General features: G+C 61.2%; 13 protein-coding genes. 8 read left to right on the top strand and 5 right to left on the bottom strand.

The annotated features are described in order from the left end of the window. Positions 1-26: 26 nt before the first annotated feature. Positions 27-410, top strand: a complete 384-nt coding sequence (gcvH, locus tag PMI24_RS05770; protein ID WP_007951795.1) for a glycine cleavage system protein GcvH — start codon at positions 27-29, stop codon at positions 408-410. A 134-nt stretch (positions 411-544) separates the two neighbouring features. Continuing rightward, complete coding sequence (gene gcvP, locus PMI24_RS05765) at positions 545-3,418, top strand: aminomethyl-transferring glycine dehydrogenase (RefSeq protein ID WP_007951793.1); 2,874 nt, start codon at positions 545-547, stop codon at positions 3,416-3,418. A gap of 55 nt (positions 3,419-3,473) precedes the next feature. Here the strand turns inward: gcvP and PMI24_RS05760 are convergent, their stop codons facing one another. The 3 genes from PMI24_RS05760 to PMI24_RS05750 form a co-directional block, all read right to left on the bottom strand. Continuing rightward, positions 3,474-3,791, bottom strand: a complete 318-nt coding sequence (locus PMI24_RS05760) for a DUF2388 domain-containing protein (protein WP_007951791.1) — start codon at positions 3,789-3,791, stop codon at positions 3,474-3,476. Positions 3,792-3,860: 69 nt separating this feature from the next. Then, positions 3,861-5,645 carry a GspE/PulE family protein gene (locus PMI24_RS05755; protein ID WP_007951789.1) on the bottom strand — a complete coding sequence of 595 codons (1,785 nt, stop codon included), beginning with the start codon at positions 5,643-5,645 and terminating at the stop codon, positions 3,861-3,863. A gap of 90 nt (positions 5,646-5,735) precedes the next feature. Continuing rightward, positions 5,736-6,074 (bottom strand): hypothetical protein, encoded by a 339-nt coding sequence (locus PMI24_RS05750; protein ID WP_007951787.1) that lies wholly within the window; start codon positions 6,072-6,074, stop codon positions 5,736-5,738. A 126-nt stretch (positions 6,075-6,200) separates the two neighbouring features. Between PMI24_RS05750 and PMI24_RS05745 the strand changes: the two genes are divergently transcribed. Next, on the top strand, positions 6,201-6,671 hold the full coding sequence (locus PMI24_RS05745; protein ID WP_007951785.1) for an Lrp/AsnC family transcriptional regulator: 471 nt from the start codon (positions 6,201-6,203) through the stop codon (positions 6,669-6,671). An 85-nt stretch (positions 6,672-6,756) separates the two neighbouring features. Here the strand turns inward: PMI24_RS05745 and PMI24_RS05740 are convergent, their stop codons facing one another. Beyond that, complete coding sequence (locus PMI24_RS05740) at positions 6,757-8,127, bottom strand: CYTH domain-containing protein (RefSeq protein ID WP_007951783.1); 1,371 nt, start codon at positions 8,125-8,127, stop codon at positions 6,757-6,759. Positions 8,128-8,283: 156 nt separating this feature from the next. Here PMI24_RS05740 and argE point away from each other — a divergent pair, with 156 nt between their 5' ends. Beyond that, complete coding sequence (gene argE / locus PMI24_RS05735; RefSeq protein WP_007951780.1) at positions 8,284-9,432, top strand: acetylornithine deacetylase; 1,149 nt, start codon at positions 8,284-8,286, stop codon at positions 9,430-9,432. A 135-nt stretch (positions 9,433-9,567) separates the two neighbouring features. Next, complete coding sequence (gene argA / locus PMI24_RS05730) at positions 9,568-10,866, top strand: amino-acid N-acetyltransferase (RefSeq protein WP_007951778.1); 1,299 nt, start codon at positions 9,568-9,570, stop codon at positions 10,864-10,866. Positions 10,867-10,948: 82 nt separating this feature from the next. On the opposite strand, the gene tauA is transcribed toward argA, so the two are convergent. After that, positions 10,949-11,938, bottom strand: coding sequence for a taurine ABC transporter substrate-binding protein (gene tauA / locus PMI24_RS05725; protein ID WP_007951777.1), 990 nt, complete (start codon positions 11,936-11,938; stop codon positions 10,949-10,951). 365 nt (positions 11,939-12,303) lie between these two features. Here tauA and PMI24_RS05720 point away from each other — a divergent pair, with 365 nt between their 5' ends. The 3 genes from PMI24_RS05720 to ssuE form a co-directional block, all read left to right on the top strand. Continuing rightward, on the top strand, positions 12,304-13,647 hold the full coding sequence (locus tag PMI24_RS05720; RefSeq protein WP_007951775.1) for an OprD family porin: 1,344 nt from the start codon (positions 12,304-12,306) through the stop codon (positions 13,645-13,647). Positions 13,648-13,955: 308 nt separating this feature from the next. Next, positions 13,956-14,594: a peroxiredoxin gene (locus PMI24_RS05715; protein WP_007951774.1), complete on the top strand. Its 639-nt coding sequence runs from the start codon at positions 13,956-13,958 to the stop codon at positions 14,592-14,594. Positions 14,595-14,835: 241 nt separating this feature from the next. Continuing rightward, positions 14,836-15,387: NADPH-dependent FMN reductase (ssuE, locus tag PMI24_RS05710; RefSeq protein WP_007951773.1), on the top strand; the 552-nt coding region annotated here is incomplete at its 3' end.

Raw genomic sequence — 15,387 nt, 5'->3', positions numbered from 1 at the left:
CTGACAATTTCTTGAGGACACCGAGCATGAGCAACATCCCAGCTGAACTGCGTTTTGCCGAAAGTCATGAATGGGCGCGTCTGGAAGCCGATGGCACCGTCACCGTGGGCATCAGCGATCACGCCCAGGAAGCGTTGGGTGATGTGGTGTTTGTCGAGCTGGCAGAAGTGGGCAAGGTGTTCGCCGCCGGTGATGCCGCCGGTGTCGTCGAGTCGGTGAAGGCTGCTTCCGACATCTATTCCCCGGTTGGTGGCGAAGTGATTGCCGTCAACGAAGACCTGGCCAGCGCGCCGGAAGAACTCAACAACGATCCGTACGCCGCGTGGATCTTCAAGCTCAAGCCAAGCGACAAGGCCGAGCTGGACAAGCTGCTCGACGCTGCCGGCTACAAGGCTGCCATCGGCGAATAAGCTGCAGGCGAGATCCCAAAGCCCCGACCCGTCGGGGCTTTTTTCTGCCCGGGACTTTGGCCGTCGGGGTGGCTGCTATGCTGGTTTGACCGTGTTGCATTGACGCCGAGCCGCCAGCCAAGAGAGAGCCCGTCATGTCCCAGTTGCCATCCTTGAGCCAGTTACGCGATCCCCATGCCTTTCTGCGCCGCCACCTCGGGCCCGATGCCGCCGAGCAGCAGGCGATGCTCGACAGCCTCGGCCTCGGCAGCCGGGTCGAACTGATCGAACAGACCGTGCCACCGGGCATTCGCCTCAACCGCGAGCTGGACCTACCGCCGGCGCTGGACGAACAGGCAGCGCTGGCAAAACTGCGCGGCTATGCCGAGCAGAACCAGGTCTGGACCAGCCTGATCGGCATGGGCTACCACGGCACCCTGACGCCGACCGTCATCCTGCGCAACGTGCTGGAAAATCCCGGCTGGTACACCGCCTACACGCCTTACCAACCGGAAATCGCCCAAGGCCGGCTCGAAGCGTTGCTCAACTTTCAGCAACTGACCATCGACCTCACCGGCCTTGAACTGGCCAACGCCTCCCTGCTCGATGAAGCCACCGCCGCGGCGGAAGCCATGGCCTTGGCCAAACGTGTGGCGAAGTCGAAAAGCAATCTGTTCTTCGTCGACGAAAACTGTCATCCCCAAACCATTTCCGTGGTGCAGACCCGCGCCGAAGGCTTCGGCTTCGAGCTGATCGTCGACACTGTGGATAACTTGAAGCAGCACCAGGTGTTCGGCGCGCTGCTGCAATACCCCGACACCCACGGCGAAGTCCGCGACCTGCGGCCACTGATCGATCACCTGCACGCGCAGCAGGCGCTGGCCTGCGTGGCGGCCGATCTGCTCAGTCTGTTGTTGCTGACCCCGCCGGGCGAACTGGGTGCCGACGTGGTGTTCGGCTCATCCCAACGCTTCGGCGTGCCGATGGGTTACGGCGGCCCGCACGCGGCGTTTTTCGCCAGTCGCGAGGAATACAAACGGGCGATTCCCGGACGGATCATCGGCGTGTCGAAAGATGCCCGCGGCAACGTCGCGCTGCGCATGGCCCTGCAAACCCGCGAGCAGCATATTCGTCGGGAGAAGGCCAATTCGAACATCTGCACCGCCCAGGTCTTGCTAGCCAATATCGCCAGTTTCTATGCGGTCTATCACGGCCCGGAAGGGCTGAAACGAATCGCCCAGCGCGTGCACCGGCTGACCTGCATTCTCGCCGCCGGGCTCGAACGCCATGGCATCAAGCGCCTCAACCAACACTTCTTCGACACCCTCACGCTGGACGTGGGCGGGGCGCAAACCGCGATCATCGAAAGCGCCCAGGCCGCGCAGATCAACCTGCGCATCCTCGGTCGTGGCCAACTCGGTCTGAGCCTCGACGAGACCTGTGATGAAAGCACCGTGGCCAGACTGTTCGATGTGCTGCTGGGCGCCGATCACGGGTTGAGCGTCGATGAGCTCGACGCCGAAACGCTGGCCTCCGGCATTCCCGACACGCTGCAACGCAGTACGCCTTACCTGCGCCACCCGGTGTTCAATGCTCACCACAGCGAAACCGAGATGCTGCGCTACCTCAAGCAACTGGAGAACAAGGATCTGGCGCTCAACCAGTCGATGATCCCGCTGGGCTCCTGCACCATGAAGCTCAACGCCACCAGCGAAATGATCCCCATCACCTGGCCGCAGTTCGCCAACCTGCACCCGTTCGTGCCCCGGGAGCAGGCAGTCGGTTACACGCTGATGATCGAAGAACTGGAGCGCTGGCTGTGCGCGATCACCGGGTTCGATGCGATCTGCATGCAGCCAAACTCCGGCGCCCAGGGCGAGTACGCCGGGTTGCTGGCGATCCGCAAATACCACGAGAGCCGCCAGCAGGGTGGGCGCGACATTTGCCTGATTCCTTCTTCGGCCCACGGCACCAACCCGGCCTCGGCGCAGATGGCCGGGATGCGCGTGGTGATCGTTGAGTGCGACGACGCCGGCAACGTTGATCTGGAGGACTTGAAAGCCAAGGCGTCCGAGGCCGGGGCAAAGCTGTCGTGCCTGATGGCGACCTACCCGTCGACCCACGGCGTGTACGAGGAAGGCATCGGCGAAATCTGCGAAGTTATCCACAAGCACGGCGGCCAGGTGTACATGGACGGCGCCAACCTCAACGCTCAGGTCGGGCTGGCGAGGCCGGCGGACATCGGCGCCGACGTGTCACACATGAACCTGCACAAGACCTTCTGCATTCCCCACGGCGGAGGCGGGCCGGGCATGGGGCCGATTGGCGTGCGTGCGCATCTGGCGCCGTTCGTTGCCAACCATCCGGTGATTCCGATCGACGGGCCGCAACCGCAGAACGGAGCGGTCAGCGCCGCACCGTGGGGCAGCGCAAGCATTCTGCCGATCAGTTGGATGTACATCGCGATGATGGGGCCACAACTGGCGGATGCCAGCGAGGTGGCGATCCTCGCGGCTAACTACCTGGCGCAGCATCTGTCAGGTGCGTTCCCCGTTCTGTACACCGGTCGCAACGAGCGGGTCGCCCATGAGTGCATTCTCGATCTGCGGCCGCTGAAAGCGCAGACCGGTATCAGCGAAGAAGACGTCGCCAAGCGCCTGATGGATTACGGTTTCCACGCGCCGACCATGTCGTTTCCGGTGCCGGGTACCTTGATGGTCGAGCCGACCGAGAGCGAGTCCAAGGCCGAACTGGATCGGTTCATCGGCGCGATGCTGAGCATCCGCGCAGAAATCACCGAGGTACAGAATGGCAACTGGCCGGCCGAGGACAACCCGCTCAAACGGGCGCCGCATACCCTGGCCGATATCACCGGCGTGTGGGAGCGGCCGTACAGCATCGAGCAGGGCATCACGCCGGATGCGCACACCAAAGCGCACAAATATTGGCCGGCGGTGAACCGGGTCGATAATGTCTACGGCGACCGCAACCTGTTCTGCGCCTGCGTGCCGGTGGACGATTACCGCTGAACAGCGGGCAAAAAAATGCCGCTCGTGTGAGCGGCATTTTTGTCTGTCCGGAAGGTTATTCCGACGCCACGGCGTTCTTCGCCAGGATCGCGTTCGCCAGTTCCATGTCCGTTGCCTGCAGGCCCGGGTTGTCGGCGCGGACTTTCTGCATCGCCGCTTCCAGATACGGGCCACGGATACCGCCGTCGCTGGCGACGAAGCTGCCCGCGTCGTCCTGGGCGGCAACGATCAGTTTGTGATCCTTGAAGGTCAGGTAGGTCGAACCGGTGGTGGCACCGGACGAAATGACGTTACGCCAAAAGCTGTCGGCCATTGCCGAACCGACGGGCAGAGACAGCAGGGCAAGGGTGGCGACAGCAAGTTTGAGACGCATGTTGGGTGACTCCACTGGTGTTGAATAACCGGTTGGATCGCCGTTTCCCCGATCCGGTTCCGTGAGCGGCTATTTCTGCTCGCTCTGTGGTGTCACCCGCAACACTTCCTCAAGGGTTGTCAGCCCGGCCGCGACTTTCTGCGCGCCGGACAATCGCAGGCTGCGCATGCCTTCCTTGAACGCCTGCCGACGGATCGCGGTGAGGTCGGTGTCGGGGCTGATCAAGGTCTTGAGGCTGTCGCTCAGTTGCATGATTTCATAGACCCCGGCGCGGCCGTGATAACCGGTGTCGCGGCACTCCAGGCAACCGATGGCCCGTTGCGCATTGCCCGGCAGCGGCGCCTGCCACGGTCGGGTCAGGGTTTGCCAGTCTTCTTCATCAAGAGTCAGCGGCGCCTTGCAGTGCGGACACAGTGTTCGCACCAGTCGTTGCGCCATCACACCGAGCACGGTGGCCTTGATCAGGTAATGCGGCACGCCGAGTTCCAGCAGACGGCTGATGGCGCTCGGCGCGTCGTTGGTGTGCAGGGTCGAGAGCACCAGGTGCCCGGTCAACGCCGCCTGGATCGCCATTTCGGCGGTCTCCAGATCGCGGATCTCGCCGATCATGATGATGTCCGGGTCCTGCCGCATCAGCGCCCGCACGCCGGCGGCGAACGTCAGGTCGATGTTGTGCTGGACCTGCATCTGGTTGAAGGCCGGCTCGACCATCTCGATCGGGTCCTCGATGGTGCAGAGGTTGACCTCCGGGGTCGCCAGTTTTTTCAGCGTCGTGTACAGCGTGGTGGTCTTGCCGGAACCGGTCGGCCCGGTGACCAGGATGATGCCGTTGGGCTGACGGGTCATGTCCTGCCAGCGCCGCAGGTCGTCGGCAGAAAAGCCCAGCTGATCGAAATCCTTGAGCAGCACCTCCGGGTCGAAGATCCGCATCACCATTTTTTCGCCGAACGCAGTGGGCAGGGTCGACAACCGCAACTCGACCTCGCCGCCGTCCGGGGTCTTGGTCTTGACCCGGCCATCCTGGGGTTTGCGCTTCTCGGCGACGTTCATCCGGCCAAGGCTTTTCAGGCGGCTGACGATGGCCATCGTCACCTGCGGCGGAAATTGATAGACGTTGTGCAGCACGCCGTCGATGCGAAAACGCACCGTGCCTTGCTCGCGCCGGGGTTCGATGTGGATATCGCTCGCCCGCTGCTGGAAGGCGTACTGGAACAGCCAGTCGACGATGTTGACGATGTGCGCGTCGTTGGCGTCCGGCTCCTGATCGCTGGCGCCGAGGTTGAGCAGTTGTTCGAAGTTGCCGAGGTTGCCGCTCTGCGCATCGGCATTGCTGGCGCCGCTGACCGATTTGGCGAGACGGAAGAACTCGACACTGAAACGCTGAATGTCCGCCGGGTTGGCCACCACCCGTTTGATCGGCAATTTGAGGACGTGAGTCAGATCCGCCTCCCAGCCGCTGACATAGGGCTGGGCGCTGGCCACGGTCACCGCGTCTCGGTCGACCGATACCGCGAGGATCTTGTGGCGCTGGGCGAAGGCATAGGACATCAGCGGCGTGATGGCCGCGACGTTGATCTTCAGCGGATCGATCCGCAGGTACGGCTGGCCGGCCTGTTGCGCCAGCCACAGGGTCAGGCTTTCCAGGTCGAGGTGTTTGCCCGGACGGCTGAGATCGTCCAGTTGCTGGCTGGCGATGAATTCCAGCGGGTGCTTCTGGCCGTGGGCGGCATGCCGACGCCGGGCATTCAGCGCCTGCTCGGCCGAGTCCTGGCAGATGAAACCCTGAGCGACCAGTTCACGCAGTACCTCATTGAGATCCAGCCAGCGGTCCTGAGTGGCGAGTTGAACGGACATGCGGGCTCCTTTTGAACGACAGTGCGCAAAGGATAGTCGTGGCCCCGCCGACCGTTGGGCCACTACCCGACGAAGACGTTTCGGTTCTTGTCAGCCGGCCGCCTGCGCCGGCGCATCCCACGCCTCGTCGGGGTTCTGCAGGTTCACCGAGCAGACGCTGATCAGGTTACGAAGTTTTTCCGCGATCACTTGGGCGCGGTGCCAGCTCAGGCGGCTCATGACGATGTCGATCGACAGCAGATCGTCCAGCCGCTGGACATTCACCTGTTCCGGGGTGAGGCACTGCAAGGCGAACAGGTTCAGCACCCGCACCAGCAAATCCGGCTCGGCCTCGGCCAGGATCTGGTACTGCGCAAGGCAATGGGCATTGCTGGCGTTCCACACATCGGCACGGGGCGCAGGGGTGTTGACGGCTTCGAGGTGTGGCATGGCAGGTCTCCGGAGTCAGTGGAGGAATTTTTACATCCGATGCCGGGCATTTCTTGTCTAAGATGAGCTGATTACGCGATTGATAAGGTGGATCAATTCGCCATCAGCTGATTTTGAGGATTATTTATGCACAGCGAGCTGGACAGCTACGACCGGCGCATTCTCGCCCTGCTGCAAGAGGACGCTTCCTTGTCCAGCGCACAGATCGCCGAGCAGGTGGGTCTTTCGCAGTCGCCGTGCTGGCGGCGGATTCAGCGGATGAAGGAGGAGGGGATCATTCGTGGTCAGGTGACATTGCTCGATCGCAAGAAGATCGGCCTGAACACGCAGATCTTCGCCGAGATCAAACTCAACGCCCACGGCCGTTCGAATTTCACCGAGTTCACCGAGGCGATTCGTGGCTTTCCCGAAGTGCTGGAGTGTTATGTGCTGATGGGGGCGGTGGATTTTCTGTTGCGGATTGTCGCGGCGGACATCGAGGCGTATGAGCGGTTCTTCTTCGAGAAGCTGTCGCTGGTGCCGGGGATTCAGGAAGTGAACTCGATTGTGGCGCTGTCGGAGATCAAGTCGACGACGAGCCTGCCGGTACTGCGCTGAATGTGCTGGCCTCATCGCTAGCAGGCTAGCTCCCACAGTTGGAATGCATTTCCCTGTGGGAGCGAGCCTGCTCGCGATAGGGATGTTACATGCGCAGCAGCATTTTCCACGCGCGGTTCTGGTACACCGCAATCGCCTGATGCTTGCGTGCATCGAGCAGTTCGTCGGTGATGGTCGGCTCGTTGGCCAGTTGCGCCAGTTTGTTCAGCTCGCCGTACAGGCGATCCATTTCCGGGATTTCCAGCACGTTGCGCGCGTGGTGCAGCCAGACCTGGATGCGTTCGATGCGTGGCAGTTGCTCGGCCAGATCTTCCGGCTGCTGCTGATAACGCTGCAGTTGCAGCGAAGTGGCTTCTTCGCCCAGCAGGCGCGGCAGCCAGCTTTGCAACTGCGCGGCACCCTGGCGATTGCCACGGGTGTTGCGGTCAGCCGTCCAGGTGCGGGCCAGCAACCAGCGCGAAGCGTTCAGCGAGAACAGGCCCCAGCGCGGATCTTCCAGCTCTTCGAGGAACTGCTCCGGCGCGGCTTTGCGCACGTCCTCGTCTTCGATGCCGACCTGTACCAGCGGGCGCCAGTCTTCCAGCAGGGCATCGAGGGCAACGCGCAAGTCGTGGGTCGACGGACGCGGTGCGGCCTGGCCGAGGCTGCTCAGCAGCGCGCGCATTTCCGCGAGGTTCTCGACCCAGTCCTGCAGCAGGCGCCAGTGGCCGTTGAAGCGATACTGTTCGGCCAGACGCTGGCTGCTGCCGAGCAAGTGCCAGGCCAGGGCGGCGAAGGCATCGTCCAGCGGGGTTTCGGCGGTGATGGCCGGCGCCGGCAGGCTCAGCGAGTAGCTGTTGGCGTCGTACAGACGATAGCCGCGCTCGGCCTTGCTGATGTCGCACGGCATCAGGGCCAGGGTTTCGGCCAGCTCGGCGGCCAATTCCAGCAGCGCGGCAGGTTCGCCTTCGCGCAGTTCCAGTTCCAGCTCGCAGATTTCTTCTTTCTGCTTGCCGACCACCACGTGGCCCAGGTCCAGCGCGGCTTCGATGACCACTTTGGTCTTGCCACGGCCCCAGGCGATTTCGGCGCGCTCGCGGACGAAATCGGTGGTGAAGATCGGCTTCAGGGTTTTCTTGTCCAGCTCGGCGAGGGACTCGGGCCAGCATTCGCCGTCGAGTTTCTTCACGTCGAGCTTGGCTTTGGGCAGGTTCCAGTCGTACTCGTTACGCTCGGACAGACCGGCAACGCTCTGGCCACGAGTCTTGAGGGTCTGAATCACTTCTTCGCCGTCCTTGCGCAGGCGCAGGGCAACCTTGGCCCGGGCCAGGTCACGCTCAGGCGTATCGAAGTACTGATTCATCAACTCACGGCGTTCCCAGCCACTTTTGTTGCGTTTTTTCAGGAGAGGGTGCTCGCGCAGGGCGGCGAGGGTTTCGCGGCTGACGCGGAGTTTGATTTCGGTTTCTTTCTGCATGGCCGGAAAATCCAGGATCGGGAGCGCAGCCGGGGGAATGTGTGGCTGCCAAGGCCGTGCAGTGTACAGGACTGAACCTTCCTACGCTTTGCGGCGGTTTATTCTCGGCGCCGGATGGTTCTATGATGAACCTCAATCCGGGAGTTGGAGTCAGCGATGCCTTTGCCGTCCATGCAAGACCAGTTCGCTGCACTGATCGCCGCGCCGTCGGTCAGTTGCACCCAGCCGGGCCTCGATCAGTCCAACCGGGCGGTGATCGATCTGCTCGCGGGCTGGCTCGGCGACCTCGGTTTCAGTTGCGATATCCAGCAGGTCAGTCCCGGCAAATTCAACCTGCTCGCCAGTTTCGGCAGCGGCCCCGGCGGGCTGGTGCTGGCCGGGCACAGCGACACGGTGCCGTACGACGATGCGCTGTGGAAAACCGATCCGCTGAAACTCACCGAAATCGACGGCCGCTGGGTCGGTCTCGGCAGTTGCGACATGAAGGGCTTTTTCGCCCTGATCATCGAAGCCGTGCAACCGCTGCTCGATCAGCCGTTCAAGCAACCGCTGCTGATCCTCGCCACCTGCGATGAAGAAAGCTCGATGTCCGGTGCCCGTGCGCTGGCCGAAGCGGGGCGACCGCTGGGCCGGGCGGCGGTGATCGGCGAGCCGACCGGGCTCAAGCCGATCCGCATGCACAAAGGCATCATGATGGAACGCATCGATATCCTCGGGCAGAGCGGCCATTCGTCGGATCCGCGCCTGGGGCACAGCGCCCTCGAAGCGATGCACGATGCCATAGGCGAACTGCGCGGCCTGCGCCTGCTGTGGCAGCGTGAATTCAACAACCCTCAGTTCAGTGTGCCGCAACCGACCATGAACTTCGGCTGTATCCACGGGGGTGACAACCCCAACCGCATTTGCGGCCAGTGTTCGCTGGAGTTCGACCTGCGGCCGCTGCCGGGAATGGACCCCAAGCTCTTGCGCAGCGAGATTCTGCGCAGGCTCAACCCGGTCGCCGAACGCCATCAGGTGAAGATCGATTACGCGCCGCTGTTTCCCGAAGTGCCGCCGTTCGAGCAGGCCGAAGACGCGGAGCTGGTGCGAATTGCCGAAAAACTCACCGGCCACACGGCCGAAGCGGTAGCGTTCGGCACCGAAGCGCCTTATCTTCAGCGCCTTGGCTGCGAAACCATCGTGCTCGGCCCCGGCGACATCGCCTGTGCGCACCAGCCGGACGAGTACCTCGAAATGTCACGTTTGCAGCCTACCGTGCATCTATTGCGGCAGTTGATCCAACATTACTGTCTCAAAGCTGTATAAATTGCCCAAACACCCACCCGTATTCATGAGGAGAGCGCGCGTGTCGCCAAGCCTGTTCCGACGATAACCATCAGCCCGCTGTGCGTTTTCCGTTTCGCCCCTTTTCCGGCTGCTATTTATTACAGGCCCAGGTTCATGCCCGAATACGTCAATTGGCTTCGCCACGCGTCTCCCTATATCAATGCTCACCGCGATTGCACCTTCGTCGTCATGCTTCCGGGCGACGGCGTGGAGCATCCGAATTTCGGCAACATCGTCCATGACATCGTGCTGCTGCACAGCCTCGGCGTACGGCTGGTACTGGTTCATGGTTCCCGGCCGCAGATCGAAACCCGCCTCGCCGCCCGCGGCCTGACTCCGCATTACCACCACGGCATGCGCATCACCGATGCCGCGACGCTGGAATGCGTGATCGACGCGGTCGGCCAACTGCGCATCGCCATCGAAGCGCGGCTGTCGATGGACATGGCTTCGTCGCCGATGCAGGGCTCGCGTCTGCGGGTGGCCAGCGGCAACCTCGTTACCGCGCGGCCGATCGGCGTGCTGGAAGGCGTCGACTATCACCACACCGGCGAAGTGCGCCGGGTCGACCGCAAAGGCATCAACCGTCTGCTCGACGAGCGCTCCATCGTGCTGCTGTCGCCGCTGGGTTATTCGCCGACCGGTGAAATCTTCAACCTGGCCTGCGAAGACGTGGCGACCCGCGCTGCCATCGATCTGGGCGCCGACAAACTGTTGCTGTTCGGTGCCGACCTCGGTCTGATCGACGAAAACGGCAAACTGGTGCGCGAGCTGCGCCCGCAACAGGTGCCGGCGCATTTGCAGCGTCTGGGCAGCAACTATCAGGCGGAACTGCTGGATGCCGCCGCCGAAGCCTGTCGTGGCGGCGTGGCGCGCAGCCATATCGTCAGTTATGCCGAGGACGGCGCGCTGCTGACCGAACTGTTCACCCGCGACGGTGGCGGTACGCTGGTGGCCCAGGAGCAATTCGAACTGGTGCGCGAGGCGGCGATTGAAGACGTCGGTGGCTTGCTTGACCTGATCAGCCCGCTGGAAGAACAGGGCATTCTGGTGCGTCGCTCGCGCGAAGTGCTGGAGCGTGAGATCGAGCAGTTCAGCGTGGTCGAGCGTGAAGGGATGATCATCGCCTGTGCGGCGCTGTATCAGATTGCCGACTCGGATGCTGGCGAGCTGGCGTGCCTGGCAGTGAATCCCGAGTATCGCCATGGCGGTCGCGGCGACGAATTGCTCGAGCGCATCGAGACCCGTGCCCGGGCGCAGGGCCTGAAGACCCTGTTCGTCCTCACCACCCGCACCGCCCACTGGTTCCGTGAGCGCGGCTTTGAGCCGAGCAGCGTCGAGCGCCTGCCGGCGGCGCGGGCTTCCCTCTATAACTATCAGCGCAATTCGAAGATCTTCGAAAAGTCTCTGTGATATGACGCCCTCATCGCGAGCAGGCTCGCTCCCACAAAGGTTCACTGAGCCTGTGTGGGAGCGAGCCTGCTCGCGATAGCGTTTATTCGGTTACAAACTTCGCACTGACATACGGCGAGTAGTCAGGCAGTACGCTTTCGACCTTGCCCTGTTCCTTCAAAAACTTCGCCGTCTCACCAATCGCCTTCGCCGTGCCGCCGTCCAGCAGCGCTGTGGTCTGTTGCGCTTTGGCGTCCGGGAAGGCCGAACCGGCGAGCAATTCCGGAACGTCGGCAGCATTGGCACCGGTCAGTTTGGCGATTTTCTGTACAGGCACCGAGTCGGCTGTCCAGCTGTCTTTATGGGCGGCGTAATCAGCGAACGAGTCCAGAGTCACCTTGGCGAATTTGGCCACTACTTCAGGATGCTTCTCGGCAAAGTCCTTGCGTGCGACCCAGACTTCGAAGGTCGGCGCGCCCCACTGGCCAACCTGCGCGGCATCGGTCAGGGTCTTGCCGGTCTTGCGGATTTCACCCAACGCCGGCGACCAGACAAAAGCGCCGTCGATGTCGCCACGTTTCCAGGCGGCCGCGATTTCTGCAGGTTGCAGGTTCACCACTTTGACTTTCGAGGTGTCCAGGCCCCAGTGCTTGAGCGCACCGAGCAGGCTGTAGTGGGAGGTGGAAACGAACGGGGTGGCGATGGTCTTGCCGATCAGGTCTTCGGGCTTGTTGATACCGCTGCCGTTACGCACCACCAGCGCTTCGGCGGCGTTGATCTGCGCCGAGACGATGAAGGCAACGATCGGCAGATTGCGCGAGGCGGCGGCCGCCAGCGGGCTGGAGCCGAGGTTGCCGATCTGCACATCGCCGGAGGCAATGGCTGTCACAACTTCCGGGCCACTGTTGAATCGGCGCCAGTCGATCTTCTCGCCGATGGTCTTCTCGTAGACGCCGTCGGCCTGGGGGACTTTGCTCGGGTCGATACCGGTCTGGTAGCCCACGGTGAGGTTGGCGGCATGGGCTGAAAAAGAAATCAGCGCCGACACACAAACTGTAACAAATTGACTAGATAGTGCGCGTTTGGCCATCATGGCGTCGCCTTTTTGATAGGGATTGACGAATCGGGGTTGCGTCAAAGCTAATCGATCTAAAAAAAGGCTAACAAATACCATTTAGTAATGAGCTTAGTCGCCGATACGCTGTATCCCGGTGCAGATGGCCATTACAGGGCCATATAGCTTAATGGTATGAAAAAGAATGAATAAATTCTTTTTGGGTTTATCAGGAAGTCTTTACCCTGCAGGGACCAAATAACTGCGATTAGACCTTGGTCGTAGACACACAAGGTTACGATTGACTTGTCAGTCACGGTCTGGCGCTAATCGCGCATCTTAGGATCCAGGGGCATCAGACCCCGGACCAGGAACACAAGAATTAGAAACGAGAGGAGCGAAACATGAACAAGTCCACCTTGGCCCTGGCCGTGGCCGTAGGGGTTTTGGCGCAGCAGGCAGGCGCCGCCGGTTTCATCGAAGACAGCAAGGCTACTTTGGGGCTGCGTAACTTCTACATCAACACCGACAACCGCGACGGCACTGGCCCGAACAAGAACGAAGAGTGGGGCCAAGGCTTCGATCTGCGTTTCATCTCCGGCTACACCCAAGGCACCGTAGGCTTCGGTATCGACGCCATCGGCCTGCTGGGCGTGCGTCTGGATTCGGGCGGCGGCACCAACGGCAACAGCGGCACCGCTTACGGCGGCACTGTGTTCCCGAGCGAGTCCAACGGTAAAGCCGTGGACAACTTCTCCAGCCTGGGTCTGACTGCCAAAGCCAAGATCTCCCAGACTGAACTGAAGCTGGGTACCCTGCAGCCGAAGAACCCGGTCATCGTGACCAACGACGGTCGTCTGCTGCCACAAACCTGGCAGGGCGGCCAGATCACTTCCGGCGAAATCAAGGACCTGACTCTGGTCGGTGGTCAGATCGAAGCCGTGAAAGGCCGTAACTCCAGCAACAACGAAAACCTGTCCATCAGCGGTGCAAACACCCGTGGTGCTGGCTTCCGTGACAGCAACAAGTTCATCTACGCCGGTGGTGACTACAAAATCACCAAAGACCTGACTGCCCAGTACTACTACGGCAACCTGGAAGACTTCTACAAGCAGCACTTCCTGGGTCTGGTACACAACTGGGCCATCGGCCCGGGCGTATTGAAGTCTGACTTCCGTTACTTCAACAGCTCCGACGACGGCAAGAACGGCACTGATCCTGCGTACTTCAGCACTGGTAACTACACCGGCGTGCGCAACGGTCGTGGCGAAGTCGACAACAACCTGTACAGCGGCCTGTTCCTGTACACCGTTGAAGGTCACACCTTCGGTGGCGGTTACCAGGTTTCCAACGGCAGCTCCGACTTCCCTTGGCTGAACCAGGGCGACGGTTCGTCGAACTACACCATCACCGACATGCAGATCCAGAAGTTCGGCCGTGCCGGCGAGAAAACCTGGCAAGCTCGCTACTCCTATGACTTCGCCAAAGTCGGTATCCCTGGCCTGACCGCCGGTGTGGTTTACCTGAAAGGCGACAGCATCGACACCGTTGGCACCAACGGCCGCGAAAACGCTTCGGATCGTTCCGAGTGGGAACGCGACCTGACCATCGGTTACGTCGTACCTGAAGGTCCGTTCAAGAACGTCGGCCTGATGTGGAAAAACGCTGTATGGCGCACCGACCTGCCGAACACCCGTTCGCAGGATGAAAACCGCCTGATCGTCAGCTACTCGATCCCGCTGCTGTAATAGCGCGCTCCTGCACTGATGTAAAAAACCGATGTAAAAAAAGCCCCGTCCGGCATCGCGCCGGACGGGGCTTTTGCGTTTTCGGGTCCGGCTCACCCCCGTAAGCCGTTCCCGATGTTCCCCTCTTTACAGCAACTCAAGGCCTTCTCGAACCTTGAGGGTGATGTTCGTCGCGATGCTGCGGGGCGTCCAGTGAACAGATGTTTAATATTCTTTAAGGGTATAAATATCTAGTTATTTATTCTTTTTCAGAAGATCGAATCCCGAGCTACAGTTGAGGTCTCCAACAACTCATCAGGAGCCGCACCATGAGCCTCAGACTTGGCGATATCGCCCCCGATTTCGAACAGGATTCCAGCGCCGGCAAGATTCGTTTTCACGAATGGCTGGGCGATAGCTGGGGCGTGCTGTTTTCCCACCCGGCGGACTTCACCCCGGTCTGCACCACCGAGCTGGGCTTCACTGCCAAGCTCAAGGACGAGTTCACCCAACGTGGCGTGAAAGCCATTGCACTGTCGGTCGACCCGGTGGACTCGCACCACAAGTGGATCGAGGACATCAACGAAACCCAGAACACCATCGTCAACTTCCCGATCCTGGCCGATGCCGATCGCAAGGTGTCCGATCTGTACGATCTGATCCACCCGAACGCCAACGACACCCTGACCGTGCGTTCGCTGTTCGTGATCGATCCGAACAAGAAGATCCGCCTGACCATCACCTACCCGGCGAGCACCGGGCGCAACTTCCACGAGATCCTGCGGGTGATCGATTCGCTGCAGCTCACCGACAACTACAAGGTGGCCACCCCGGCCAACTGGCAGGACGGTGAAGAAGTGGTAATCGTGCCGTCGCTCAAGGACGAAGACGAAATCAAGCAGCGCTTTCCGAAGGGCTACCGCGCGGTGAAGCCGTACCTGCGCCTTACCCCACAACCGAACAAATAACCTACCTCGGATCGTTCCCAGGCTCTGCGTGGGAGCGATCAGCAAAAACCACGATGCAGGGTTTCAGGCCGTTTTCACGGCCTGTTTTTTTGCCCGCAGGAAAGTGAAATGCATATCTCCATAAAGAATAACCAAATGAATAAATATGATTTATGGATATATGAATCAGCTGGTAAGGTCACTGACATCGAAGCGAGATCGCAACCCGCGAATCGCCTGTAACGCGCAAGGAATCGTCTGAATGCTGGTCGTCTCACTCGGTGGCAGTCCCAGTCAACGTTCCCGCTCCGGGGTGTTGCTGGAGCGCTCGCAACGCTGGTTGCAGCAGCAAGGGGTGGAAGTGGTGAGTTATCAGGTGCGGGATTTCCCGGCCGAAGACCTGCTCCACGCCCGCTTCGACAGCCCGAAGGTGCTCGACCTGCTGCAACAGATTGAAAACGCCGATGGCCTGCTGATCGCCACGCCGGTGTACAAGGCGTCGTTCTCTGGCGCCCTGAAGACCGTGCTGGATCTGCTGCCCGAGCGTGCGCTGAACCACAAGATTGTTCTGCCGATGGCTACCGGCGGCAGCATCGCCCACATGCTGGTGGTCGATTACGCCCTCAAGCCTGTGCTGTCGGCGTTGAAGGCCCAGGAAATGCTGCAAGGGATTTTTGCCGAGGACAACCAGATCGCCTACGGCGAAGGCAGTGCCCAGGCGCAGTTGGCGCCGGCCCTGGAACAGCGACTGCATGAAGCGCTGGATCAGTTTGTCAGCGCCATGGCTCCCCGGCCCAAGCCGCTGGAGCCGGGG

The sequence above is a fragment of the Pseudomonas sp. GM25 genome, assembly GCF_000282255.1.
Lineage (GTDB): Bacteria > Pseudomonadota > Gammaproteobacteria > Pseudomonadales > Pseudomonadaceae > Aquipseudomonas > Aquipseudomonas aphyarum.
Note: the sequence above shows the minus strand (reverse complement) of the source record. Positions and strands in the feature narration are given on the sequence as shown.